Genomic DNA, 24,460 nt, shown 5'->3' with positions numbered 1-24,460 from the left:
CAGAACTGACCGGAGGACCAGGGCTCCCTGGATCGGCCCCGCTTACGCTCGCCGCATCACATGGCAGGCCATCGAATCATCAGTGGTCCCGGCCTGCGGCTCGTGCCGCCGCAGCCCATCAAGACCTCCACCGCCGCCGACCACCGGCCGATCGTGCTGCACGCCCTCGGCGGTCCCGACGACGTGGTGCTCATGGCGTCGCTCGTCGCGGCGCTCGAACGTGGCGGCCAGTTCCGGCAGGTCGTGGTGCACGCGTGCGCGGCTGACACGGCGGTGACCGCCGACGACCTGCTCCCCGATCCTGGCATGCCCGCGCCAGACAGCTGGCTCAGCGTCGAGGGCGACGACCGCACGGAGCAGCTCGCGGCCATGCTGGCGGGATTCGAGGCGGCGCTGCTCGACGAAGAGCCCGATCTGGTGGTCGTGGCCGGCGCGGGCGACGCCGCCCTCGCCTGCGCGCTCGCGGCCGCCAAGCAGGGGGTCGCCCTGGCGCACGTGGAGTCCGGTCTGCGGCAAACCGGCGGCGCGCCGTCGCTCATGGCTCTGAATCGGGTGCTGACCGACCGCCTGGCCGACACGCTCCTGGCCTTCTCGGCGCACGACGCCAACCAGCTGCTGGACGAGGGCATCCCTGACAGCCGCGTCCACGCCGTCGGTCACACCGGGATCGACATGCTGCGCCGACACCAGGCCGCCGCGCTTGCCCGGCAGGCGTGGTCGTCCTACGGCCTGCCGGTCCACGGATACGTGCTCGTGGACCTCGGCGGCGGCGAGCCGGAGCTTGATGCCGAGGTCCTCGGCGCCGCAGTCGACGCCGTGGCGCGCCTGCACACGCATGTGCCGGCGATCGTCCGCGTGCGCCCGGGCACAGACTGGGCGCCGGCCGAGAACAGCCACCTCACCACACTCGCGGCGGCCGGCGTGCGCTGCGCCACGGACTTGTCGTACGTCGACGCGCTGTCGCTCCTCACCGGCGCCGGCGCCGTGGTGACCGACGCGGGCGCCCTCCAAGACGAGGCTTCGGCCGTCGGCGTCGCGTGCCACACGCTCGGCGAGGACACCGCGCGTGCCGCGACGCTGTTGCACGGCACCAATGTCCTGATCGGCGCCGACCCCGCCGCCATCGCCGAAGTTCGCCCCACCGGCGAGCCGCCGGTCGCCGCCGCCATCGAGCTGTGGGATGGCCGCGCCGGCGAGCGGGCCGGCGAGACGCTGGTGGCGCACTACGTGCTGCACAGCGACCACGGGCTCGGGGTGCGCGCATGAGCGGGCAGCCGGTGATGGCCGTCAGCAACCCCGAGGCCCGGGCTGGCTCACCGACGGTCGTGCACGTCGTCGGCGCGCGTCCCAACTTCGTGAAGATGGCCCCAGTCATCTCCGCGCTCGGCCGCCGCGACGCGTTCCGCCAGGTGGTCGTGCACACGGGCCAGCACTATGACCGCCGGATGTCCGACGAGGTGCTCGAGGATCTGGACTTCCCGGAGCCCGACCGGTTGCTCGGCGTGGGCTCGGGTTCGCACGGCGTGCAGACGGGCAAGGTCCTGGTCGGGTTCGAGCAAGTCCTGCTCGACACCGAGCCGTCGCTGGTCGTGGTCGCCGGCGACGTCAACTCGACGCTGGGCTGCGCGCTCGCCGCGTCGAGGCTCGGCATCCCGGTCGCGCACGTCGAGGCGGGCCTGCGCTCGTTCGACTGGAGCATGCCCGAGGAGATCAACCGCGTCCTGACCGACCGGCTCTCCGAGGTCCTGCTGACCCACAGCCCGGAGGCCGCCGAGAACCTCGCTCGCGAGGGGATCCCGGGCCACGGCGTCCACTACGTGGGCAACACGATGATCGACTCGCTGCGCCGCTGCGAGCGGCGGGCCCGCGCACTGGAGACCTGGCGCGGCCTCGGCGTCGCCGAGCGCGAGTACGTACTCGTCACACTGCACCGCCCACAGAACGTCGACGAGCCCACGCGCCTGGCTGCGATCGCCGAGGCACTCGCGCTGTTGGCCGTCCACGCGCCAGTCGTGTTCCCCATTCACCCCCGCACACGGATGCGCCTGGCGGCCAACGGGGCGCTCGAGCATCTCGAGGCCGCGGGGGTACGTTGCGTCGAGCCGGTCGGTTACCTCGCGTTCCTGTCGCTGCAGGCCTCGGCGGGCGCCGTCGTGACGGACTCCGGCGGTGTGCAGGAGGAGACCTCTGCGCTCGGCGTGAGGTGCTTTACGTTCCGACCCAACACCGAGCGGCCGGTAACGCTGACCCATGGTACGAACACCATGCTGGGCGACGATCCGCGCGACATCGCCGAGGTGCGGCCCAGCCGCGGCGAGCCGACGCCGTGCGCGATCTCACTGTGGGACGGGCACGCGTCCGAGCGCGTGGCCGACATCCTCGTCGCCCGTTACGGCGACGTCGCAGCGATCGGCCGGGATGCGTAGGCGGCCGCGCGGAACCGGCGACGGTGGGCCGCTGTTGCTCGTCTGCTCCTCAGGCGGCCACCTGCTCCAGCTGACGCTGATGAGCGACGCCTGGGAGGACTGCGCGCGCGTGTGGATCACGTTCGACAAGTCCGATAGCCGCGTGCTGCTCGCCAATGAGCGCGTGATCCACGCCTATGGGCCGACGAACCGCAACCTGCGCAACTTCCTGCGCAACCTGCGGCTGGCGGTGCACGTCCTGCGCCGTGAACGCCCAGCAGCGATGCTAACCACCGGCGCCGGCGTCGCGGTGCCGTTCGCCTGGCTGAGCCGGCTGGGCGGAGTGCCGGTGTTCTACGTCGAGAGCGTCACTCGCATCGAGGAGATGTCCCTCAGCGGCCGGATGATCCGCCCGGTCGCCGAGCAGGTCTTCGTGCAATGGCCCGAGCTCGCCGCCACTTCGCCGCGGCTGCGCTTCGCCGGCAACCTGTTCGCCAACTGATCATGGTCCTCGTCACCATCGGCACCAACGAGCAGCCCTTTGACCGCCTGGTCGCGGCCGCGGCGGCGCTGCGGATCAATGAGAAGCTCGTCGTCCAATACGGCTCGTCGGCGATCACGTCAGGCGCCGGCGAGTGGCTGGACTTCCTCGGCTTCGATGAGCTGGCCGATCGGATGCGCGCGGCGCGCGTCGTGGTCTGCCACGCCGGCGTCGGGTCGATCATGCTCGCCCGCCGGTGCGGGCGGCGCCCGGTCGTTGTGCCGCGCCGCCTGCACCTCGGCGAGGCCGTCGACGACCATCAGCTGCCGCTCGCGCGCCGGCTGGCGGCCAGCGGCCTGGTGACGCTCGTCGAGAACGAGACGGGCTTGGCCGACGCCATCGCGGACCATGCCGACGGCGCGCCCGCGACGACGGGCGGGGGGCTGCCGGGCGTGGCGGCGCTGGTCACGGAGCTGCGGTCCGGGCTTGACCGCGCCGGCGTCGCCCGGGCCGGCGCGGTCTGAGCCTGGCCGGTCCCTACGGCTGCGCAATCAGACCGACCACGCAGAGTCGGCCGGTGCGATGACGTCCGCTCAGCTTCCCCGACTCCGGGCGGAGCGTGACCTGGACTGGTCGCACCGTCTTCCGCTCGCCGGAGCAGGGCGCGAGCTCGACGCGCATGGGCCGGCTGGAACGCGTGCGCCCCGCGAGTTCGGTGCCGCCGCTCGGCTCGCTGATCGCCATCAGCGAGGCGGCGACCGGCTTGGCGGCGGCGGTCGCGCCCGTTGTGCGCATGACGGTCGTCGCGACCGACGCGACACGGCCCGCGCTGTCGTACGCACGCGCGCTGACGGTATGCGGTCCGGATTTCGTCGAGCTAGGCACCTTCCACGAGTACGTGTACGGCGCGGCGGTGTCGCGGGCGAGCCGGTTGGCGTCGAACCAGAACTCAACACGCTTAACCGTGGCGTCCTGCGGCGCGACCGCCGTGGCGCTGTAAGCCAGCCGCGAGCTGAACGTGCTGCCCTCCGTCGGCGCGCCGAGGGTGACCGCCGGCGTCGTGGCCGGCGGCGTCGTCGGCGTGCCCGTCGGATCAGTCGGCTCGACGGTGCCGGGCACGGTCGGCGCCGCGACCGACCACGAGTAGACGACCGGCGACGGGTCGATGTTGCCCGCGGCATCGGTCGCCCGCACCGCGAAGCTGTGGCCGAGGAGCGACAGGTTGTCGTATCCCTGCGGACTCGTGCACATCAGCCACGGCCCGCCGTCCAGGGAGCACGCGAACGTCAGCGCGTCTGAGGCGGTGACGTTGTCCGAGCCGGTGAACGTGAACGATGCGGTCGTGCTGAGCGATAGGCCATCGGGGCCCGAGGTGATCGTCGTGTCGGGCGCGGTCGTGTCCTGCGCGACGATTGTCCAGCTGAAGCTGGCCGCCGAGGCGTCGACGTTGCCGGCCGCGTCCTTCGCGCGGACGCGGACGTTGTGGTTGCCCACGGCTAGGCCGCTGTAGTTCTTCGGCGATGCGCACGCGGCCCACGCTGCAAGGTCCAGTGAGCACTCGAAGGTCAGCGAGCCCGCCGGCGTGACGTTGTCGCTGCCGCTGAACGCGAACGTCGCGGACGTAGCGGAGCTCGGGGTGGCCGGCGCGGAGGTGATCGTCGTATCCGGCGCGGTCGTGTCGGCCGGCGGCGGCGGGCTCGCTGTCGTCCAACTCGCCGTGGCAGGCGAAGTGTCGACGTTGCCCGCCGAATCCTTGGCGCGCACCCTGAACGTATGCGCGCCAACCCCCAGGCCCGAGTAGGCCTTCGGCGACGTGCACCCGCCCCAAGCGCCGGTGTCGAGCTGGCACTCGAAGGTCAGCGATCCGGCCGCCGTGACGTTGTCCGAGCCGGTGAAGGAGAACGACGCCGACGTGCTCGTCGTCGACCCGCTCGGCGCGCTCGAGATCGACGTGTCCGGCGCCACCGTGTCGGCCGGCGGCGGCGAGCCGCTGCCGGCGGTGACGTAGGCCGAGACCGGGCACTCACTGGCCGTGCCGGTGCCGGACCACGAGCCCGGGAGGCTCGACAAGGTGTTGGTGGCCGACAGGCGCGCGAGGCAGTCGCCGCCGGTCGGGTGGGTACGGAACCGGAGTTCCCCGCTGCCCGTGCCGAAGATGGCGATCCAGTACTGCGACCCCGCCGTGACCGAGAAGCCCGGCACCACTGCCGTGTTCCAGCCGGCGGTCGGGCTGGTCAGCGTCCCCTGGCCGAGAATCGTGCCCGGGACGCCCGCGTTGTCGGCGTAGATGCCGAGCTCGGCGCCCGAGGCGGTCGACGACGGGTCGACGTACAGGCTGACCGTGGCGGCGGTCCCGGCGGTGGCGGCCGTGAATGGCCAGGCCTCGGCCTGGCCGTCGATGAGCCGGTCGGCCAGGGACTCGACGTTCTCGTTACCGAACAACGTGGTGGCCGAGCCCGACGAGGTGATGGTCCAGCTGCGCGTGGCGGGCGTCGCGTCCGTCGCGCCATCGGTGTCGGTGGCGCGCACCGAGAAGCTGTGGCTGCCGACGGTCAGGTTGCTGTAGGCCTTCGCCGAGCTGCAGCCCGACCACGCGCCGCCGTCGAGCGAGCACTCGTAGGTCAACGAGCCGGCCGGCGTGCTGTCGTCGCTGGCGCTGAACGAGAAGCTGGCGGTCGTGGCCGTGGTCGAGCCGGTCGGGCCTGCGCTGATCGACGTGTCGGGCGCCACGTTGGTGGGCGGGGGCGGCGTGCTGCCTCCCGTGCTGCCGTACTCGTCGGCGCCGGCGTCGGGGGCCAGGCCGGCCGGGCGCGCATGGCCGTCGTAGTCGGTGGTCGTCGAGCCCGTCGGGCTGCCCTTGTCGATCGCGGCCGCGCCCGCCTTGAGGCGCAGGTTCAGCGCCCAGGACGGCGACGAGGTGGCGCTGACGAACTGCGAGGACAGGCCGGCGTTGACCGTGTGGTGCGTCGCGCCCGAGCACGCGTTCTGCGACATGTTGTAGTCGTAGACGGCGGAGTTGCTCGCGTTGGACTGGCACGTGTACGCGTCCATCGCCGCGAAGATGTTGCTGATCATCCGCACATTCACTGCCGTCGCGGAGACGTACATCGACTGCGTGAAGCTGTTGTTGCGCACTGTCACGTTGGTGGCGCCGCCGACGTACAGGCTGTTGTAGCCCAGCTGCGCCGGCCCGAACCAGACGTTGTCGATCGTGATGTCCTTGGTCACGCCGCCGTTGTAGGGGTTGAGGAAGATCCCCTGCGTCCCGCAGTTGACGAACCGCGCGTTGCGGATCAGCAGGCCCGCCACGTCGCCCGTCTGCATGCAGTCGGTGTGGTAGCTCGGATCGAGGTTGCGCGTCAGGTCGTGCATGTACAGACCGTCGATCGTGATGTTGGTGTTCGTGTTGCCACCGGCGTTGTTGAAGTGGATGCCGTCGCCGGGATCGATGCGGCCGATCTCGCCGCCGATGATCTGCGTGTCGTGGGCGCCGCCGAAGTAGCCGCCGTTCCGCTCGTCGAAGATCGTGACGTCGCGCAGGATCACGTTGGTGGAGCCGTCGGTGACGCCCCACCCGTCGGTCTCCATGCCGCGGATCTCGACGTTATCGGTGTTCGACACGCCGAGGTAGCCGATCTTGACCGTGGCGCCGGCGGCCGGGCGGAAGACGATCCGCTCGCTGGTCGCCTTGGCGGGCGGACCGTTGAAGTCCTGGCCCCCGTATGTCCCCCCGGCGATCTCAACCTCGCTGCCGGCCGAGGCGGCGCGGTAGGCCCGGTCGAACGTCTTGCACGGCGCGGCCTGGGTGCACGCGGCGGTATCGCTGCCGCTGGGTGCGACGTAGCTGGTCGGTGCGGCGCCGCTCGCACTGGCGACGAGGCCCAGAGTCAAGACGAGGGCAGCCGGAACTGACCGACGGACGGATGACCGCACGGGGGATGAACTCCTTTTGCGAGGCTCGGCCGACGTGCTGGACCACACGCGGACGGAAACCGGATATGGGACGACGTCGCTGACGACTGCGACGCCAAGATGTCCGTTCGGCTCCCGGGGTCCCCTGCTTGAGAGACGGCAGCCGAAGGTGGACGCTCCGCCTGCAAGTGCCCCGCAAGGCCAGTTCTCTAACCTCGCGCTCACCGGACAACCTGTTCGACAGGTCAGGGCCTTGCCGGTGGGCTCCGACTAGCGTGGCCGCCCATGACTGCGAGCACGACCGTTGGCATCGTGTTCCCGGGCGATTCCGACGCTCGCGGAACCTGGTCGGGCACGCCGGCAGGCATCGCGAGCGGGCTGGCCGAGCTCGGCCTCGAGGTTCGGCGCATCGACGCGCGCCTGCCGCGCGCGGTCGACGCGGTGACCTTCAACGCCGTGGCCCTCGCCCGCACGCGCCCGCACGAGAGCGGGGCACGCCGCGCCATCCGCCACGGGCGTACGGTCGCGCGGATCTCGCCCACCGTCGCCGTGGTGCGCGGCTCCGCGCTCGCCGGGCGCCTGCGACGTGCGGGGCCGGTCGACGCGATCGTCCAGATCGGCACCGGCTACAGCGTGCCGGCCGGTCCACCGGTGGTCACGTTCGAGGACCTCACGATCCCGCAGGCGGTCGAGCTAGACTACCCAGGCTGGGAGTCGCTGTCGCGACGCGCGATCGTGGCACGGATGGCCCGTCAGCGCCGGGCCTACGAGCGCGCCACGGCCTGCTGCCTGTCGACGTCGTGGGCCGCCGACTCGGTCGTGCGCGACTATGGCATCGCCCGGCACAAGGTCCATTCTGTGGGCCTGGGCCGCAACTACGACCCGGTCCCGGCGCCGCGCGGCTGGAACATCCCGCGCCTGCTGTTCGTCGGCCTCGACTGGGAGGGCAAAAACGGGCCCGGCGTCCTGCGGGCCTTCGCGCGGCTGCGGGACGAGCACCCCGGCGCGCGGCTGGAGGTCGTTGGTGGACATCCGTCCCTCGACGCGCCGGGCGTCACGGGCCACGGCGTGTTACGCATGGACCGTCCCGACCACACAGCGCAGCTGGAGCGCCTGTTCCAGACGTGCACCTGCTTCGTGATGCCATCGCACCGCGAGGCGTCGGCGATCGCCTACATCGAGGCTATGACTGCCGGGCTGCCGGTCATCGGCTCGGCCGCGGGCGGCTCGGCGGACCTGATCGGCGACGGAGGCCAGGTCGTCGATCCCACCGACGACGAGGCCCTGCTCGCCGCGATGCGCCGCTACGCCGACGCAGAGACCGCCATGCGCGTCGGCGCGGCTGCCCGCGACCGGTCGGCGTTGTTCACATGGCGCGCGGTCGCGGAGCGACTGCTGCGCGCGCTCGAGCTGCCCGAGTTCGACGCGGATGGCCTCGCGCCCTTCCTCCAGCCCGCGGGGGTGCACTAGCCGTGGCCCTCCGACGCGCCCTGCGGCCCGTCGCGCTGGCCTATCACGGCGTCAACTACGTGGCGCCGGGCGACGACCCGCTCGACCTCGTGATGGCGCCGGAGCACCTGGAGGCCCACATCCGCCTCTTGCAGCGCGCTGGCTATCGGTTCCTGACCGCCGAGGAGGTCGTCGCGGCCGGCGGCGGCGCTCGTCAGCCCCGGGGCACCGCTGTGCTGACGTTCGACGATGGCTGGCGCGATGCGCTGACCGTGGTGACGCCCCTGCTGCGGCGGCTCGGCGTGAGGGCGACGTTCTACGTCAACCCCGGCGTGTGGGGCGGCGCGCACCACGTCGTCGGCGGCGAGGCCGGGCGGCTGATGACAGCCGACGACGCGCGCGCGCTGGTCACCGCCGGCATGGAGCTCGGCGCGCATTCGATGCGCCACGACGACCTGCGTGTTCTCGATGACGCGACGCTGACCGCCGACCTGGCTGCCTGTCGCGAGGGCGTCGAAGCCGTTAGCGGCGGCCCGTGCCGCACGCTCGCCTACCCCTTCGGTGCGCACGACGAGCGCGTGCGCGCCGCGACCGCGGCGGCCGGCTATGAGCTCGCCTGGGGGTGGGTCCCTGGGCCGTGGGACCGATTCGCGGCCCCGCGCCTCCCGGGCCCGACCCGCCACGGCGGCGGGCGCCTGGCGCTCAAGCTCCTAGGCGTCGGCCGGCGACGCACCATCGGACCGCCACCGACGACGCCCGCGGGCCCTCCGGAATAGCTGACCACGCCGACGCCGCCGGTGGGGTCAGGCAGCCGCCGGCCGAGCCCGCCGCAGCGCCACGGTGTCGAAGTCGCGGGAGGTGTTGGGCTCGCGGTGCAGCACGCTCCAGCGGTCCATCCCGCCAAGGCCGCGAGTGAACGGGCCGTACCATTCGATCACGGCGAGGTCGACGCGCTCCGGCGCCTACGCCGATGCGGTCGACGGCGGCGCCGTCGCCGCGGCCGGGGCAGGTGTCGCGCCCGGCCCTCGCCGACGGCCGACCAGGCGTGTCTTGAGCCGCATCGCGGGCCGCTCGATGAGGACCCACGAAGCGATCGCCAGCGCGACGGTCGCCGGCAGCGTCAGCGCGATCAGCATCCCCGGCGGCACGTCGTGCCAGGCCGAGGCGACCACCTGTTGGACCGGGAAGGCCCAGAGGTAGACGCCGTAGGAGATGTCGCCGCGCGAGGTCAGCCGCTGCCAGGAGGCCGGGAGCGCGTAGGCGGCGAGGATGGTCGCGTAGGGCAGCGCCAGCGTCGCGACCCAGACGCCCGCCTCGCTGCCGGAGGTCGCGACCCACGCGCCCAACAGGGCGACGGCGGCGGGCACCGACCACGGCACCCGCTCGCGCCAGACGTAGAGCAGCGCGGCCACGCAGAAGGAGCGAAGCAGGACCGGGTCGCCGAGCACGTCCGGGCCGTGGCCGTCGGCGCCGGCGGCCACGCCGATCGCCGCCAGCAGCGCGGCGGTCGCAGCGCGGCGGTCGCGCAGTAGGCCGGCCAGACCGACCATCGCCACCAGCAGGTAGCAGCGGACCTCGTGTTTGAGCGTCCACAGCGAGCCGTTGACGGCGCCCGGGAACGGGTTGCTCGTGAAGACGCCGGGCAGCTCGTAGGTCGTCTTCATCAGCGCGTTGGCGCCGACGTACTTCCACACGCCGGCATCGGTCAGGTAGTCGGTCGGCGGCAGCGTGGTGGCGACCAGGCCGAGTACGAGCGCGCACAACACGAGGACGGCCACCAGCGCGGGCATGATCCGCAGCGCGCGCTTGCCCAGGAAGGTCAGCAGGCGCGGCTCGAGGATCCAGCTCTGCGTGATCAGGAAGCCGCTGATCGCGAAGAAGACCAGAACGGCGATCGTGCCCAGCGCGAGCGAGCCGACATGGGGCTCGCGGTCGCCGGCCAAGGCGAAGGAGTGGGAGACCAGGACGGCCAGCGCGGCGGCGAGGCGGAGCAGGTCGAAGGAATTGCGGCGGGTCGTTCCCGGCCGGACCGCGGCCGTGCGGGTGAGCGAAGGCACCGCCCTGGAGCATGGCCGTGCCCAGGGGGACTCGCACCACCCGGATGGCCAGGTTCGGCGCCCATCAGCCGCGCGCCGCGAGGCCGCGGGCGCCCGTGCGCCGGTGGTGGTCGCGCGCCGCCACGGCCACAACGCGCTCTCCCACTTGGCGGTCGGTGGCGCCGCAGCGAACGGCCGACCAAACGTTGCCCCGGTAGCGCTGGTCGGCGAAGCACTGCCACGGGGCACGCGGCGCGAGGTTGCCGACGAAGCTCACGCCCGGGATGCCGTCGTCGACCTGCATCGTGGTCGTGGCCGAGTTGTCGCGGACCATGATGTGGCTGATCGTCCCGGGCTCGCTGTTGACGACCCGCAGCGAGTAGTAGCCGCCGGGGACCAGCCCGAAGCGGTTGTTCTCGAACGTGAAGTCGCGGACCCTCGCGGTCCCGCCCCAGGACCTCACAAAGACCGCATGTGTGGCGCAGTTGCGGAAGGTGCTGCGCCGCACGACGACGTGCTCGCCCGCGCCGAACTGCAGGCACTCGACGTGCACCGCCGGGTTTTTGCGCGCGGTGAAGTCCCGGAACGTCACGCCGTCGATGAGGATGTTGCGCGGGACCGGCGCGCCCCGCGTGTCGGTGGCGCGGATCTGGGAGTCGACCGAGTCGGCGGGCCCGACGGTGCCGCCGAGGATGCGCAGGTCCGAGACGCTGTCGACGAAGAACCAACTCGTATGGACATCGCGGAAGGTGAGCCGCTCGGCGCCCTGCACCGCGTGCCACCCGGCCAGCCGCAGGCCGCGCAGCTCGAGGCCCTGCCCCGTGATCGTCAGCACGCCCACGCGCACATGCGCGCCGTCGGCGCCTCGCACGAGGATCGGGTCGCCGCCGCCCGGCGTGGCGTTGACATCCTGGTCGGGGTAGCGGCCCGACAGCAGGCGGATCTCGCCGCCGGCCGCCGCGCGGCGCAGCGCGCCGTTGAGCGTGCGGCACGGGTGCTCGCGCGTGCACTGGGCGGAGTCCCGGCCGGCCGGCGAGAGGTAGAGCGGATCGTCGGTGCGCGAGCTACCGAGGCCGGCGCAGCCCGCGAGCACCGAGCCGCCCAGCAACAGCACGGTGAGCCGGGCGCGCGGGGTCACAGCGAGAACGTAGAGCCGAGCTCCGGGAGCCGGCCTACCCGAGTGGCCAGGACGGCCCGGCCCGCCCTGCGCAACAGTTCCAGGGGCATGACCGCGCCGTTCCCCCTGCTCGTCGACGTCGTCGTCGTGAGTTACAACAGCCGCCCGACACTGCGCGACTGCGTGGCGCCGCTGGCGGGCGCCCCGGGCGTGCGCGTGATCGTGGTCGACAACGCCTCCCCCGACGACGCGACCGACACGGTCGCCGATCTCGAGGCCACGGTCGTCCACTCGGGGCGCAACGGCGGGTTCTCCTTCGGCTGCAACATCGGCGCAGCCGCTGGCGACGCGCCCTACGTGCTCCTGCTCAACCCCGACGCACGCCTGGCGCCGGAGGACCTCCAGCGGCTGATCGGCGCGCTGGAGGCCGATCCCTCCGCCGCGGTCGCCGGGCCGGTGATCGTCGAGGACGACGGCTCCCCCGCCCCCAGTCAGCGCCGCTTCCCGACGCTGCCCTCGACCCTGGCCCAGGCGCTGTTCGTGCACCGGCTACTGCCGCGCCTGGACGAGCTGATCCACGACCCGGCCGCCTACGCCACGCCCGGCACGCCGGACTGGGTCTCGGGTGCGTGCCTGTTGATCCGCCGTTCGGTGCTCACCGAGCTCGGCGGCATGGACGAGCGCTTCTTCCTCTACTGCGAGGACACCGACATCTGCCGCCGCGTCTGGGACGCCGGCCATCGTGTCCGCTTCGAGCCCGCGGCGCGCGCGCGCCACGTCGGCGGCGCGTCGGGCGACCGCAGCGGCCTCCGCCCCGTCCTGGCCGCCAGCCGCGTGGCCTACGCCCGCAAGCGCCGCGGCCGCCTCGCCGCGGCGCTCGAGGCGCTCGCCGTCGGCCTCGGCGAGGCCGTCCACGCCCTCGCCAAGCTGCATCGGCCCGCGCAGCGCCGCGGCCACCTCGCCGCCCTGCGCGCCGTCACCCGTCCCGCCACAGGAGCCTCATGAGCCTCACCTATGCCGTCGTGACCCCGGCGCGCAACGAGCGCGCCAACCTCGGCCGCCTGGCCGAGTCGCTGACCGCCCAGATGCTGCTGCCCGCCCACTGGGTGATCGTCGACGACGGCTCCGACGACGGCACCGACGACCTCGGCGCGAAGTTCGCCGCCGAGCACGACTGGATCGTCGTGTGCATGCCCGAGCCGGCCACCGACGGCCAGCTCACCGAGGGCCGGCGCGAGGGCCGCGACCTGCTGGCGTTCCGCCGCGGGGCCGCGGCGCTGCCGACGGCGGTCGACGTGCTCGTCAAGGTCGACGCCGACACGTCGTTCGACCCCGACTACTTCGCGACGCTCATGCGGCGCTTTGCCGAGCAGCCCGACCTGGGCATCGCCGGCGGCTGCTGCTACGAGCTCGAGGACGGCGAGTGGGTCCGCCAGAAGGTCGCGGGCACCCATCCGCGCGGGGCCTCCCGCGCGTATCGGTGGGCGTGCTATGAGGAGGCGCTCAAGCTCGAGCCGAAGATGGGCTGGGACGGGCTCGACGAGGTCCAGGCCTCGCTGATGGGATACCGCACCGCGATTTTCAACGACTTCGGATTCCGCCACCACCGGCCGACTGGCGGCCGTGAGCGCGACCGCCTGCGGGCCAGCGCCGTGCTTGGCTCGGCCTCGTGGTACATGGGCTACCGGCCGAGCTACCTGCTGCTGCGCGCGCTGTACGGCACGCGCCGCGACCCGGTCGCCCTCGCGATGGTCTGGGGCTACGCCTCGGCCGCTCTCCGGCGCACGCCGCGCTGCCCGGAGGCCGGGGCCGTGCGTCACCTGCGCGAACAGCAGCGCCTGCGCGTGCTGCTCACGCGCGGCGCGAACCCATAGGCCGGGTGGGCAGCCGGGCGTCAGCGCACGCGCAAGGGCAGGTCCACGCGCGCGCCGTTGGGCGCGGTGATGACCACGCGGTAGCGTGCGCGGCCCAGCCCACGGCTGCGGATGCGGAAGATGTTGGAGCCCTTGCGGCCCTTGAGCTTGACCGTGCCCACCACCGCGGCGCGCTGCCCGGGGCGGATCTGGCGGAAGCGGGCCGTGAGCACCGTCGCGCTGGCCAGTACCACACGCAGTCGGGTGCTCGTCCGCCGGCAGGACTGCGTCGCGCGCCGGCAGATCGTGCCCTGCTCGAAACCCGCGACCGTCAACGGCGCCTTGCTTCCGGTCCGGGGAGCGGCCAGACGCGACACCGCCGCGGCCGTGGCGACGGGCAGAGTCTGCAGCACCTCAGCCAGGCCGGGCCTGCCCGGCACCACCGAGCTGTTGCCGGGCGGCGTGCCGCCGCCGGTCAAGCCGCCGCCGGTCAAGCCACCGCCATCACCGCCAGGCGGGATGACCGGACCAGCGCCGTACTCGTGGGCGCCGATGTCGGGCGCCTTGCCCGCCGGCCGGCCGTTGCCGTCGAAGTCGGTAGGCGCGAAGTTGGAGGGGCTGCCCTTGTCGATTGCGGTCGCGCTCCCCTTGAGGTGCAGGTCGAGCGCCGTGGCCGGTGACGCGTTGGAGCTGACGTACTGAGACAGCACACCCGCGCTGACGGTGTGGTGCGTCGCGCCGCTGCACCCGGCTGCTGACTGGTTGTAGTCGAACACTGTGGCGTTGGAGGCGTTGCTCGCGCAGCCGTGGGCGTCCATCCCGCCGAGGATGTTATTGACCATCGATACGCCGCTCGCCGTCGGCGAGATGTACATGTTCTGGCGGAAGCTGTTGTTGCGGACGACCACGTCATGCGCATCGCCGATGTAGAGGCTGTTGTAGCCCAGCTGCGCCGGGCCGAACCAGTTGTTCTCGATGGTGATGTTCCTCGTCGCCCCGCCGTTGTAGGGGTTGAGGAACACGCCCTGCGTGGCGCAGTTGACGAACCGCGAGTTGCGGATGACGAGGCCCGTGATGTCGCCGGTCTGCACGCAATCGGTGTGGGCCGCCGGGTCCACGTTGCGCGTCAGGTCGTGCATGAACAACCCATCGATGGTGATGTTCGTGTTCGTGCCGTAGCCGTTGTTGAAGTGGATGCCGTCGCCCGGGTCGATGCGCCCGATCTCGCCGCCGATGACCTGCACGTCGTCGGCGCCCGAGAAGTAGCCGCCGTCGCGCTCGTCGAACACCGTGACGTTGCGCAGGACCACGTGGGCCGAGCCGCGCGTGACGCCCCAGCCGTCAGTCTCGACGTCGCGGACCTCGACGTTGCTGCTGTTGGCGACCTTGAGGTACCCGAGCTTCACCGTGGCGCCCTGCGCCGGGTGGAACACGACCTTGGCGGCTGACGCCTTGCCCGGCAGGTTCGCCAGGTCCACGTCGCCGTAGCTGCCGGCCGCGAGCACGACCTCGTCGCCGGGCGCTGCGACCCGGTAAGCGCGATCGAAGGTCCTGCAGGGAGACCCCGCTAGGCAGGGCGCAACGTCGTTGCCCGCCGGCGACAGGTACACCGCCGCGCCCGCCGCGGGGGGCAGGCAGAGGCCGGCGCCCAGCGCGAGCACGGAGAGGATCAGACGGGCAGCAGTCCGCACAGATGATGCTCCTTGAGCGACGGAACGAAGACGGCAAACAGTGACCGCACGTCCACATTCGACGCCGGCCTCCCGAGTCCCCTACCTGGCGCCGGGGACTGGACCCCACCCGGCGACGGGCGCAAGTCTACCTCGTCGTCAAGTCGGCGAACCCTCAGCCTGCTCCGCTCTCGGGTGATCGGCAGCGCGGCCGCCGACATGAAGCATGCGCCGGGCGGGTGGTCAGCGAACTGGAACGGGGACCGCGACGCGGGCCGGCGCGGCCGCCTCGGCGTCGTGGGGGTCCCGTACCGGATCGGGGCTGAGCGCCGCGACCGCGAGGCCGACGAGGATGAACGCCAGGAACGTCACCTGCGTGAAGTTGAAGGCGTCATAGGTGAACATCCCGACCACGTAGCCGGTCAGCGACGCGGCGAGGCCGGCGAGCAGCCAGCCGTGCGCGGTCGGGTCGCGCCGGGCGAAGCGGCTCAGCCTCCGGATCACGCGGCAGAACAGCCACATCAGCAGGCCGGCGCCGACGATCCCGATCTCCAGCAGCAAGCCGAGCCACTGGTTGTCGAGGATCGGCGCGTTGTAGTGCGGGTTGTCGATGTCGGTGATGCGCGTCGAGTAGCCCTGACCGAACCACGGCCTGTTGCGCCACTCCGCGAGGCCCGGCCCGAGGTCGGCGAGGCGTCCGCTGCCGCGCGTCCCCGCCCCGTATTGCTGCTGGGCGACCAGGCCGCCCTGGGGGAAGAACGAGCTCTTCAGGCCGCCGATCGCGCCCGGCACGGCCACGTGCATCGCGATCAGCATCGGCAGCAGCAGCGGAAGCGCCCGCCGGGTCGCCGCGGGCTGGACGCAGAGGTAGACGACGAAGATCGCCATCAGCATCACGATGCCAGTGCGCGACACGGTCGAGACGACGGCCACCGCCATCGCGCCGGCCGCGAGCCACCACTGCCAGCGTCCATCGCGCTTGGCCAGGTAAATCGCCAGCGGCACGAGCATCGCCAGCGCCGCGCTCAGCGCGATCGGGTGCTCGGCCGACGCGAAGACGCGCAGGCGCCCGCCGCGGCCGCCCTCGTCGCTCGCGTTGAGCACGACGGGCTGCTCAAGCTTCAGCGGCGGGAAGACCTTGTGGAGCTTGTCGAAGATGTTGATGCCGGTGCGCGACTCGACGATCGCCGCCAGCGCGACGAACGTCCCGCCGACGACGAGCACGCGCACGAGCATCTCGAGGTCGCGGCGCCGCGTCACCAGGCTCGACACCACGTAGACGACGACGACGAAGCTCGTCAGGAACGTGATCCCCTTGACGACCTCGCTGCCGACGCCCAGGTAGCCGATGCGGCCGACGTTGACGGCCTCGGACATGAGCGTCGCGGCGAAGAAGCCCAGCAGAGGCACGGACAGGCCGGTCTTGCGGATCCGCATCCGCGGCTCGACCAGGATCGACAGCAGCCAGGCGACGGTGATGCCGGCGATCAGCAGCCGATAGGGCTCGATCTTGAACGGCAGCGCGCCCGGCAGCAGCGCGTAGCGCTTCATCGGGACGAGCAGGATGACCAGAAACAGGAACGCGAGGAGCACGCGCCACTGCAGCAGCCAGGACTGCACGGCGGTGAACACGATCCCGACGGCCAGTGGGATGGCCAGCAGCAGCGGGTTGAAGCCCGCGAGGCCGGCGCCGATGGCCAGCAGCGCCGCCAGGGCCGCCCAGGCCTTGACTACGCGCTCCTTGCGGAGCCCGGGCGGGGCGGGAACCGCGAGCGCAGAGCCCACGCTAGCGTCCGCTCCGCTGCTGCTCGATCGGCATTCCTCCATTGTGTTGGGCGGGGCGTCGAGCGTCCTGGCCGATGGTCGAGGTTCCCCGCTCGGGGCCTCGCGAGCGGACAAGTAGCCTCCGGCGTCCGTGGAGCCCGAGGCCCTCACGCATGACCCCGTTCGCCGCGTCCTGCTGATCGCGCGGTTCTTCCCGCCGCTGGGCGGCGCGGGCGTGCATCGCTCCCTGGGCACGGTTCGCCACCTGCCCACCGCCGGATATCAGGTGCGCGTGATCACGGGTCCCGGCGCAGGGACCGACCGGTGGAGCCCCGAGGACCCGGGGCTCCTAGCCACGCTGCCGGCGGGCACCGAGATCCACCGCGTGCCCGGGCCCGAGCCGGTCGAGGGGCCGCTCACGCGCCGCGCCGGCCGCTGGCTGGCGCGTACCACGCCGCGCGTGCGCTGGTGGACCGACGAGGTGGTGCGCCTCGGCCTCGAGGTCGGCGCCGACGCCGACCTCATCTACGTCTCCTGCGCGCCCTACGAGACGGCGTGGGCCGGCGCGCGCCTGGCCGCGGAGCTCGGCAAGCCGTGGGTGGCCGACCTCGAGGACCCGTGGGCGCTGGACGAGATGCGCGTCCAGCCGACGGCGGTCCACCAGTGGATCGACCTGCACCGCATGCGCGGAGGGCTGGCGAGCGCGTCGGCGGTCGTGATGTGCGCGCCCGAGGCGGCCGTGCACATGCGCCGCGTGCTGCCGCGGCCGGCGGCCGATCGGGTGGCGAGCATCGAGATCGGCTTCGAGAGCGAGGCGTTCGCCGGGCCGCCGCGCGCGGCCGCAGGGGTCGATGCGCCGTTTCGGATCGTGCACACGGGCTCGATGCACACCGACCTCGGGCGGCGCCACCGCCGCTCGCTGCCGGTGCGCCGGCTGTTGGGCGGCACGTCGGTCGACGTCGACATCCTCACGCGATCCCACGTCTATCTGATGGAGGCGCTCGACCGGGTGATCGCCGAGAGCCCGGCGCTGCGGGGCCGCGTCGAGCTGCAGCTGGCCGGCGACCTGACCGCAGCCGACCGGGCCGCAGTCGGCGAGCGCGACTACGTGCATCAGCTCGGGCGGCTCGACCACCCCGCCACCGTCGGGCTCATGTGCTCGGCCGACCTACTCTTCCTCCCCATGCACGAGCTGCCCCCCGGCCGCCGCGCCGGGCTGATCCCGTACAAGACCTTCGAGTACCTGGCGGCGGAGCGCCCGATCCTCGCCGCGGTCCCGGACGGCGACGTGCGCGACCTGCTGGCAGGGCTGGACCACGCCACGGTGTGCCGACCGTCCGACGTCGGCGCGCTGTCCGAGGCGATCCGCGCTGCGATCCAGCGCGGGCGGGTCGAGCAGGTCGCCCAAGGCGTCGACTCGCCCGAGCTGCGCGGCCTGGAGCGCTGGCGCTTGGTGGGTCGGATCTCGGGCGTGCTCGACGAGGTGCTGGGCTCGGAGCGGGCCACGGCGGCGGTGCCACCGGCTGCCCGCCCGCCCGCGTAGGGGGCGGAGTGCGGTCGCTTCCGGCCCCGGGGCGCTTCGTCTCGGAGCTCCGATCGTTGCGTGCCACCGTGGGTGCGCGGCGTGGTCCGGAGTCATCGACGGACGGAGCGAGGCGTGGTGCATGGGGTCTGCCGCGAGCGGTCATGCGTTCGCGAGGTGGGCGGTCCACACCCGGTCCGCAGCACGGACTGCCCGCCGGCGTGCATCCTTGTCGCGCGACTGCCCTCGGAGGCACTTCGGGGACACTAATCGCGTAGACCACGCGTTGCCGTGGGAGCGCAAGCGGGCCAGCGGCTCGCTCGCCGTCGATTACTTCGAATCCCACCCACTTTGCGGGCGCGCGACGAGCGCCGAACGGCCCTGCCCGCCCCGCGTACTCTCAGATCACCGGCAACCGATGCCGCACCGCACCGCGCACGGTGGCGGCCAGCTCGACCGCGTCCCAGAGGACGAAGAAGGGTATGTCCCTCCTTGCGCCGTGCCGCATCCTCGTGCGTGATGCGACGTTGGAGAGGTATGGAAACGCGAAGAGCGCCGCGGCCGGGGCTCGACGCGCCAGCCAGAGGCCGAGGGCAGCCTCAAGCATGAGGGCGTGGGAGCGCTTGTAGAACACGCCGCCGACAAGCCACTGGCGCAGCCCCAGGTTCTCCTTGTAGCAGCGGACATCATGCGTGGCGATGAGCGCCGCCTTCAGCGTCCCGGCCCTGCCGATTGGGAAGACGGCGTGGTAGACGATCGCGTCGTGCGCAAAGACGACGGTGGCGCCTGTGTCCTTTACACGCCAGCCGAGGTCAGAGTCCTCACCGTAGCGTGGGTATTGCTCGTTGAAGCCGCCGACCGTCTCGAGGATCGCGCGCGGGTAGGCGATGTTGCAGGTCTCAAAGTGCGGGGTCATGCCGTCGATTCTCAGGGTCTTGGCGAACGGGCCCAGCGCCTCGCACTCCAGCGGGTCGGGCTCCGTGCGGCCCTGCACGACCTGGTCCTCGCGGGCGGTGGCCGCGGTCAGCAGCGTCTGCAGCCAGCGCGGCGTGGGCCGGCAGTCGTCGTCGGTGAACGCGATCACCGGCGCCTCCGCCGCCCGCCAACCGCGGTTGCGCGCCGCGGCCGGGCCGCCGGCCTGCGGCTGGGTCAGCACCCGCACTCGCAGGTCCTCGCGGGCCTCGGCGCGGCGGAGCACGTCGGGCGTCTCGTCGCGCGAGCCATCGTCGACCACCACCACCTCGAATCGCTTGACCGCCAGCGTCTGCGCGGCGAGCGCGTCGAGCAGCGTCTGGAGCCGGTCGGCCCGGTTGTGCGTGGCGACGACGACGGAGACGGCGGGCGCTGTAGGCATCTCGCGAAACGGTAACCGCGACGTTCGAGGGGACACCTAACCGGCCGACTAGCTATCAGGCCTGCTAGACCCGGCGCCTCAACGCCAGGCCCAGATGACGCCGTTGGAGCCGTGCGGGGCCGGGGTTTCATGCTGCTGCACCAGACCAGCGTCGGTCAGCGCCGCGCGCGCCGCGGCGTGAGGATCGGCGTGCGACGACCCGACCGTGTGCCACTCCATGACCACGACCGCCGCATCGAGGGCGGCGAATCGCGGATCGTCGAGGATCCGCCACTCGCCGCCCTCGATGTCGATCTTGAGCAGGTCGACACTGCCGACCGCGTCGAAAAAGTCGACCATTGGGACGTCGATGCTGTCCTCCTCGCTGGTCGCCCGGCGTGACTCCGAGAACCGGCCGGCGACGAAGGGCATGCTGCCGACGCAGTTGGAGACGGCCACCGGCGACACCGTCCAGCGGTCACCGAGCGGATGTGACGCCACCGTTGCCGCCAGTAGCTCGAGGTTCGACGGATCGGGCTCGAAGGAATGCAGGGTCTGCACGTCCCAACGGCCGGCCGCGTAGACGCCGAACAGCCCGACGTTGGCGCCCACGTCGGCGACGCGGATGGGGCCGCGCAGCCGGAGCTCCGCTTCGGCCGGTGGCTCGTAGGCCGCCGCGGCACTGCCGAAGATCTCGTTGAAGATGTGCACGTCGCGCGTGCCGTGGCGGAGGTGGACGCGGGTGCCTGTCGCCCGCAGGGTGTATGCCCCCACTCCGTCGCGCCGCTGCTGACCGGCGAGGAAGCGCCCCACGGGCTGCAGCGCACGCGCCGCCCGCTCGGTCTGGATCAGGTGCTGGACCTGACCGCTCTTGACGATCCTGCGCAGCGTCCCGGACTGGTTGATCGCGCGTCGCGCAAGCTCGCCGGGATCCACGAGGGCCATCGCTGCAGCGTACGCCACCTATGGGCCCGATGGGCTGGACGAACGAGCAGACCGGACGGTGGCCTACTAGTGGGTCGGCCAGAAACGTTTGACCGGTAATGGCCGTCAGGCGGCGATGAGGAGTTTGCGTTCGGCGGCGATGAGGCGTTGGTCGCGGTGGGGTCCGTTGCGGTAGCGGATGTGGTCGGCCATCGCTTTGGCCAGGATGTTCCAGTTGGGGTGGTCGGCGTTGTTGATGACGAACTCGCCGATGCCCCAGAAGTGGCACTCGATGCGGTTCAAAAAGCTGGCGTAGGTCGGTGTGAACACCAGCTCGGTGTTCGTGTCCTCGGCCCACTCGCGGATCGCGGGGGTCTTGTGGGTGGAGAGGTTGTCGGCAACCAGATAGAGCCTGAGCCTGGGCCTGTAGCGCATCCGGATCTGCTGGTAGAACGCGAGCACCTCGCCGGCGTTCTTGTGCGCGCGAAGGCGTCCGTGCAGCCGGTCGGCGTGGACGTCGTAGGCGCCGAACAGGTAGCGCACGCCGTTGTTCTTGGAGTAGGTCGCGCGCATCCGCTCGGGCCGCTTCGCCTTGGCCCAGCCCGAGCCGTGATGCGGGATCAACGAGATCGGGCCCATCTCGTCAAAGCAGACGACCACCCCGTCCTTGGGTTTGGCTCTGTAGAGCCCCAGGACGCGTCGGGCCTTCTCGGCGAAGTCCGGATCGGGGCTCCATTTCCACGACCTGGTGCGCTGATGGCTCAGGCCGGCCGTGCGCAGCGTCTGGCGCAACGCCTCCTCACACAGCTCGATGCCCAGGCCGGCCAGGTGCTCGGCCAGTTTGGTCAGCGACCAGCGTGTCAGCGCGACGCCTTGGGTGTCGGGGCGGGCGCGCGCGACCGCGACGATCTGGTCGCGCTGCTCGGGCGTCGTCTTCTTGGGACGCCCGCCCCGATAGTCAGGGTCCAGCGACTCGAACCCCTGGTCGTTGAACGCGTGGATGACCTTGCGCACGTGCGACTCGTCGGTACGTACCAACGCCGCGATCTGCGGCGCCGACATGCCCGTCGATGACGCCAGCACGATCATCGCCCGCTGACGCTTGGACTGGTACTTGGCCTTCTTGGAGATCTGTTTCAACCGCGCGCCCTCCTCGAGCGAGAGCGCACGGACAAACACCTCCGCGGGACGCATCGCTACCTCCATCGGTCGTGATGGATCCCAATTCGCCGCCCGCGGCGAGTTTCCGGTCAAACGTTTATGGCCGACCCACTAGGCGGTGGCTTCGGCCGTCAGCGCGCGACCACGCCGGCGCTCGACCAGGCTGCGCAGCCAGCGGGCCTCACCCCGCAGCTCGGGCTGCAGCAGCGCGCACAGCGGCAGGTAGACCACCACGCCGACCGTCGCGCAGAGCAGGAACCGTGGCAGCTGGCCCACCCCTGCGTCGACGAGCCCGGAGCGCAGCACGTACACGACCCCGCCCATCAGCACCGACGATAGGACGATCCCGGCGAGCGCCTGCGGGAGCCGCCACACCGAGATCCCCAGCGACCGCGCCGTCAGCCACGTGAACACCGGCTCGACGAGCGTGCTGGAGATGGCGTACGCCGCGGCGACACCCTCCACGCCCCAGTGCAGGCCGATGACGAACGAGGTCACGTGGGCGATGAAGAATGTCACCGAGAACCGGAAGATCGTCGACGTCCGGTCGCGCGCCTGGAGGATCTCGGTGTTCAACGTCTGCAGCGACTGAAGCAGGCCGACCCACGCCAGCGTCTGGATCAGCGGCACCGCCTCCTTCCAGCGGTCGCCGAACACCACCGGCACGAAGTCGGGCGCCACGACCACGAGGCCGCACAGAGCCGGCACCGAGATCGCCCCGACGATCCGCGTCGCGCGGATCCACAGGTCCGCGATCCGCTCCGGCTGGTCCTGCAGTCGCGAGAAGGCGGGGAACATGACCTGCTGGACAGGCCCGGCGATGCGGCTGAACGGTATCAGCATCACGTTGTAGGCCAACGCGTAGACACCCAGGGCGGCCGCCCCGACGAAACGGCCGATGAGCAGGTTGTCCGCGTTGCGGTGGAGGTAGTACAGGAGCCGGTGGCCCATGACGAAGCCGCTGAAGCTGCCCAGGTCGCGCAGCGACCTGCGCGAGAAATGCAGGCTCGGCCGCCACGGTGAGCACTGAACGATGAGGATCGTCGTGACGAGCGCGGTGACGACCTGCTGGGCGATGATCGCCCACGCCCCGCCACCCTGCGCCGCCGTCACGACGCCGGCCGCGGCGCCAGCAAGCAATCCGAACATCTTGCGCAGCTCGACCGCACGGAACTGCATCTCGCGCACCAGCAGCGCCTCGTGCGTCGTGGCCATCGACGCGATCAGGAACGTCGTCGACAGCGCCATCACGAGCCCGCGGACCGTGGACTCGCCGTAGAAGCTCGCCAGCGGGGCGGCGACCGCCATCCCGAGCAGCGTGAACGTCACGCCCGCGCAGACGCTCGTCCAGAACGCTGTGGCGCGGTCCTGCTCGGTGAGCTTTTTGCGTTGCACGAGCGCTGCACCGAGCGCCAGGTCGGAGAAGACCATGACGAGGCTCGAGAAGACGAGCACCATCGCGGCCAGCCCGAAGTCGCGCGGCGCGAGCATGCGCGCCAGCACCACCGCGACGACGAGCCGGCTCCCCTGGCCGACGATCTGCGACAGGACCTTCCAGGCCAGGCCCCGGAAAACCTGGCCGCGGAGGCTCGTCGAGCCGCTCATCGCCTAGCGGACAGAACGCTGCTCGCCGAGCGCGGGCCCACCCGCGTGAAGCCGCGCGTCGGCGAACTCCTGCTGGGCGTTGATGCGACGCTCGCCGGCGAGCGTCGCCTCGGAGTCGCCCCAGATCTCCTCGGGGGGCGCCTGCCGGCGCTGGAGGCGGAGGTTCTCGAGCAGATAGAGCACCCCGACGGTCGCGGACATGACCAGGAGGAAGGCCACGATGCCGAGGTTGATCGAGTGCCCCTTCTCCAGCATGGGGCCGGGTCGGTCGACGACGCTGACCACGACGCGGTCGGTCGTGGGCGTCCCGCTGCGGCGCTGCTGCTGGGTCAGGTAGTCCTCGAGGGCCAGGCGCACGCCGTCGTTGAGGCGCTGGACGTCGGACGCGCTCGTCGCGCGCGTCGTCAGGCCGATAATCGGCAGCGCGGAGGCGCTCATGTTGCCGCCTGCGGTCAGTGGCGAGGCCTGGATGTCCATCCCTTCCGGCTTGAAGCTGAGCATCGTGCGCACCTCGTCGCCCATGAGGAAGTGCGAGTAGATCCACGCCAGGTAGGCCAGCCGGCTTGGGTCGGCGAACTGCAGTCGCCGGCCCTTGTCGTCCGTCGGCACGCCGGAGCCGTCGGCGGTCGACGCGTCGGGCGCCGTGATGCTGCCCGGCAGGACGCTGCGGCCCCACGGGAAACCAGGCTGGGTGATCAACAGCTTCGTCGACGCCGCCCACACCTCGGCCTTGCGGTACGTGAGCTTCGGTCCCCCGTTGAAGGACACGCGCCATGTGGCCAGCACGGCGAGCGTGATGGCGACCAGCAGGCCGAGGGCAAGAATCGCCCGGCCTCGCTTGAGGACCTCGAAGTGGCGGACGAGGTTCATGGGCGAAGAGGGGTCTGAGGCATCGGGAACAGTGTGGTCACGCCCTGGTCGGGTGTCGCTGGTCGATCGGCTAGTGCTAGTACCTGCCGACGCGAGTTCGTTCAGGGCGGCCGGCGACCTGGTCGTCAGGATGCAGCCGCCGGCCCTCCCGCCGGCGGGCGTGGAGGTCGGGAGCCCGGTCGGCTGTGGCAGCGAACTCCGCGTCGCGAGGGAAAGATCTAAGCCTCGATCCACCGTTTGATCGCGCGTGGGCGGGGTGGGCGGCGTGATCGGCCGGTTGGCCGTCTTGTCGCGGGTGTGTGAGTAGGTCGGAGTCGTGGGCGTGTGCGCGGGGGCCGGTTCAGACCGTCTCGGTGGG

At 71.7% G+C, this 24,460-nt stretch carries 19 protein-coding genes; 9 read left to right on the top strand and 10 right to left on the bottom strand.

Translation table 11 applies throughout. The features are described 5' to 3' along the window. The first annotated feature begins 60 nt into the window (after positions 1–60). The 4 genes from VK501_RS08790 (at position 61) to VK501_RS08775 (ending at position 3,410) form a co-directional block, all read left to right on the top strand. Positions 61–1,266 carry a UDP-N-acetylglucosamine 2-epimerase gene (locus VK501_RS08790; protein WP_324336722.1) on the top strand — a complete coding sequence of 402 codons (1,206 nt, stop codon included), beginning with the start codon at positions 61–63 and terminating at the stop codon, positions 1,264–1,266. Next, entirely contained in the window at positions 1,263–2,426 is a 1,164-nt protein-coding gene (gene wecB / locus VK501_RS08785; protein WP_324336720.1) for a non-hydrolyzing UDP-N-acetylglucosamine 2-epimerase, read from the top strand. The genes VK501_RS08790 and wecB overlap by 4 nt, the downstream gene beginning before the upstream one ends. 79 nt (positions 2,427–2,505) lie before the next feature. Then, entirely contained in the window at positions 2,506–2,907 is a 402-nt protein-coding gene (locus VK501_RS08780) for a UDP-N-acetylglucosamine--LPS N-acetylglucosamine transferase (protein WP_324336718.1), read from the top strand. 2 nt (positions 2,908–2,909) lie between these two features. After that, entirely contained in the window at positions 2,910–3,410 is a 501-nt protein-coding gene (locus VK501_RS08775; RefSeq protein ID WP_324336716.1) for a glycosyltransferase, read from the top strand. 13 nt (positions 3,411–3,423) lie between these two features. Here VK501_RS08775 and VK501_RS08770 read toward each other — a convergent pair whose 3' ends face one another. Beyond that, entirely contained in the window at positions 3,424–6,777 is a 3,354-nt protein-coding gene (locus VK501_RS08770) for an Ig-like domain-containing protein (protein WP_324336714.1), read from the bottom strand. A gap of 306 nt (positions 6,778–7,083) precedes the next feature. Here VK501_RS08770 and VK501_RS08765 point away from each other — a divergent pair, with 306 nt between their 5' ends. Together VK501_RS08765 and VK501_RS08760 are read left to right on the top strand one after the other, a co-directional pair. After that, entirely contained in the window at positions 7,084–8,268 is a 1,185-nt protein-coding gene (locus VK501_RS08765; protein WP_324336712.1) for a glycosyltransferase family 4 protein, read from the top strand. A gap of 2 nt (positions 8,269–8,270) precedes the next feature. Next, the gene (locus tag VK501_RS08760) at positions 8,271–9,023 is read left to right on the top strand and encodes a polysaccharide deacetylase family protein (protein WP_324336710.1); all 753 of its coding nucleotides are present in this window, start codon (positions 8,271–8,273) and stop codon (positions 9,021–9,023) included. A gap of 186 nt (positions 9,024–9,209) precedes the next feature. On the opposite strand, the gene VK501_RS08755 is transcribed toward VK501_RS08760, so the two are convergent. Continuing rightward, positions 9,210–10,304 (bottom strand): acyltransferase, encoded by a 1,095-nt coding sequence (locus VK501_RS08755; RefSeq protein WP_324336708.1) that lies wholly within the window; start codon positions 10,302–10,304, stop codon positions 9,210–9,212. Between the two features lie 64 nt (positions 10,305–10,368). Next, complete coding sequence (locus VK501_RS08750) at positions 10,369–11,421, bottom strand: hypothetical protein (RefSeq protein ID WP_324336706.1); 1,053 nt, start codon at positions 11,419–11,421, stop codon at positions 10,369–10,371. Positions 11,422–11,508: 87 nt separating this feature from the next. Here VK501_RS08750 and VK501_RS08745 point away from each other — a divergent pair, with 87 nt between their 5' ends. Together VK501_RS08745 and VK501_RS08740 are read left to right on the top strand one after the other, a co-directional pair. Continuing rightward, the gene (locus VK501_RS08745; RefSeq protein WP_324336704.1) at positions 11,509–12,405 is read left to right on the top strand and encodes a glycosyltransferase family 2 protein; all 897 of its coding nucleotides are present in this window, start codon (positions 11,509–11,511) and stop codon (positions 12,403–12,405) included. Continuing rightward, positions 12,402–13,274, top strand: coding sequence for a glycosyltransferase family A protein (locus VK501_RS08740; protein WP_324336702.1), 873 nt, complete (start codon positions 12,402–12,404; stop codon positions 13,272–13,274). Before VK501_RS08745 ends, VK501_RS08740 begins: the two co-directional genes overlap by 4 nt. A 20-nt stretch (positions 13,275–13,294) precedes the next feature. Here the strand turns inward: VK501_RS08740 and VK501_RS08735 are convergent, their stop codons facing one another. After that, complete coding sequence (locus VK501_RS08735; RefSeq protein ID WP_324336699.1) at positions 13,295–14,944, bottom strand: right-handed parallel beta-helix repeat-containing protein; 1,650 nt, start codon at positions 14,942–14,944, stop codon at positions 13,295–13,297. Positions 14,945–15,166: 222 nt separating this feature from the next. Next, on the bottom strand, positions 15,167–16,708 hold the full coding sequence (locus tag VK501_RS08730; RefSeq protein ID WP_324336697.1) for an O-antigen ligase family protein: 1,542 nt from the start codon (positions 16,706–16,708) through the stop codon (positions 15,167–15,169). Positions 16,709–16,838: 130 nt separating this feature from the next. Between VK501_RS08730 and VK501_RS08725 the strand changes: the two genes are divergently transcribed. Beyond that, complete coding sequence (locus VK501_RS08725; RefSeq protein WP_324336695.1) at positions 16,839–18,230, top strand: glycosyltransferase; 1,392 nt, start codon at positions 16,839–16,841, stop codon at positions 18,228–18,230. Between the two features lie 379 nt (positions 18,231–18,609). Here VK501_RS08725 and VK501_RS08720 read toward each other — a convergent pair whose 3' ends face one another. The 5 genes from VK501_RS08720 to VK501_RS08700 all read right to left on the bottom strand — a co-directional run bounded on the left by VK501_RS08720 (position 18,610) and on the right by VK501_RS08700 (position 24,102). Continuing rightward, a complete protein-coding gene (locus VK501_RS08720) occupies positions 18,610–19,563 on the bottom strand; it encodes a glycosyltransferase family 2 protein (RefSeq protein ID WP_324336693.1) in 954 nt (317 codons plus the stop codon). Between the two features lie 78 nt (positions 19,564–19,641). After that, positions 19,642–20,487 (bottom strand): FkbM family methyltransferase, encoded by an 846-nt coding sequence (locus tag VK501_RS08715; RefSeq protein ID WP_324336692.1) that lies wholly within the window; start codon positions 20,485–20,487, stop codon positions 19,642–19,644. Between the two features lie 105 nt (positions 20,488–20,592). Beyond that, on the bottom strand, positions 20,593–21,660 hold the full coding sequence (locus tag VK501_RS08710) for an IS630 family transposase (RefSeq protein WP_324336690.1): 1,068 nt from the start codon (positions 21,658–21,660) through the stop codon (positions 20,593–20,595). Between the two features lie 78 nt (positions 21,661–21,738). Next, on the bottom strand, positions 21,739–23,232 hold the full coding sequence (locus tag VK501_RS08705) for an MOP flippase family protein (protein WP_324336688.1): 1,494 nt from the start codon (positions 23,230–23,232) through the stop codon (positions 21,739–21,741). A 3-nt stretch (positions 23,233–23,235) separates the two neighbouring features. Next, positions 23,236–24,102, bottom strand: a complete 867-nt coding sequence (locus VK501_RS08700; RefSeq protein WP_324336686.1) for a hypothetical protein — start codon at positions 24,100–24,102, stop codon at positions 23,236–23,238. Positions 24,103–24,460: the final 358 nt, after the last annotated feature.

The sequence above is a fragment of the Baekduia sp. genome (genome assembly GCF_035318805.1).
Classification (GTDB): domain Bacteria; phylum Actinomycetota; class Thermoleophilia; order Solirubrobacterales; family Solirubrobacteraceae; genus Baekduia.
The sequence above is the reverse complement of the archived record's forward strand: the minus strand, read 5'-3'. Positions and strand labels throughout refer to the sequence as shown.

Bases quoted from the DNA above. Each gene is read 5' to 3' on its own strand.
- wecB (WP_324336720.1), top strand. From the start codon at position 1,263: ATGAGCGGGCAGCCGGTGATGGCCGTCAGCAACCCCGAGGCCCGGGCT.
- VK501_RS08775 (WP_324336716.1), top strand. From the start codon at position 2,910: ATGGTCCTCGTCACCATCGGCACCAACGAGCAGCCCTTTGACCGCCTG.
- VK501_RS08740 (WP_324336702.1), top strand. From the start codon at position 12,402: ATGAGCCTCACCTATGCCGTCGTGACCCCGGCGCGCAACGAGCGCGCC.
- VK501_RS08720 (WP_324336693.1), bottom strand. From the start codon at position 19,563: ATGCCTACAGCGCCCGCCGTCTCCGTCGTCGTCGCCACGCACAACCGG.
- VK501_RS08710 (WP_324336690.1), bottom strand. From the start codon at position 21,660: ATGCGTCCCGCGGAGGTGTTTGTCCGTGCGCTCTCGCTCGAGGAGGGC.
- VK501_RS08705 (WP_324336688.1), bottom strand. From the start codon at position 23,232: ATGAGCGGCTCGACGAGCCTCCGCGGCCAGGTTTTCCGGGGCCTGGCC.
- VK501_RS08700 (WP_324336686.1), bottom strand. From the start codon at position 24,102: ATGAACCTCGTCCGCCACTTCGAGGTCCTCAAGCGAGGCCGGGCGATT.
- VK501_RS08780 (WP_324336718.1), top strand. From the start codon at position 2,506: ATGAGCGACGCCTGGGAGGACTGCGCGCGCGTGTGGATCACGTTCGAC.
- VK501_RS08715 (WP_324336692.1), bottom strand. From the start codon at position 20,487: ATGGCCCTCGTGGATCCCGGCGAGCTTGCGCGACGCGCGATCAACCAG.
- VK501_RS08745 (WP_324336704.1), top strand. From the start codon at position 11,509: ATGACCGCGCCGTTCCCCCTGCTCGTCGACGTCGTCGTCGTGAGTTAC.
- VK501_RS08790 (WP_324336722.1), top strand. From the start codon at position 61: ATGGCAGGCCATCGAATCATCAGTGGTCCCGGCCTGCGGCTCGTGCCG.
- VK501_RS08765 (WP_324336712.1), top strand. From the start codon at position 7,084: ATGACTGCGAGCACGACCGTTGGCATCGTGTTCCCGGGCGATTCCGAC.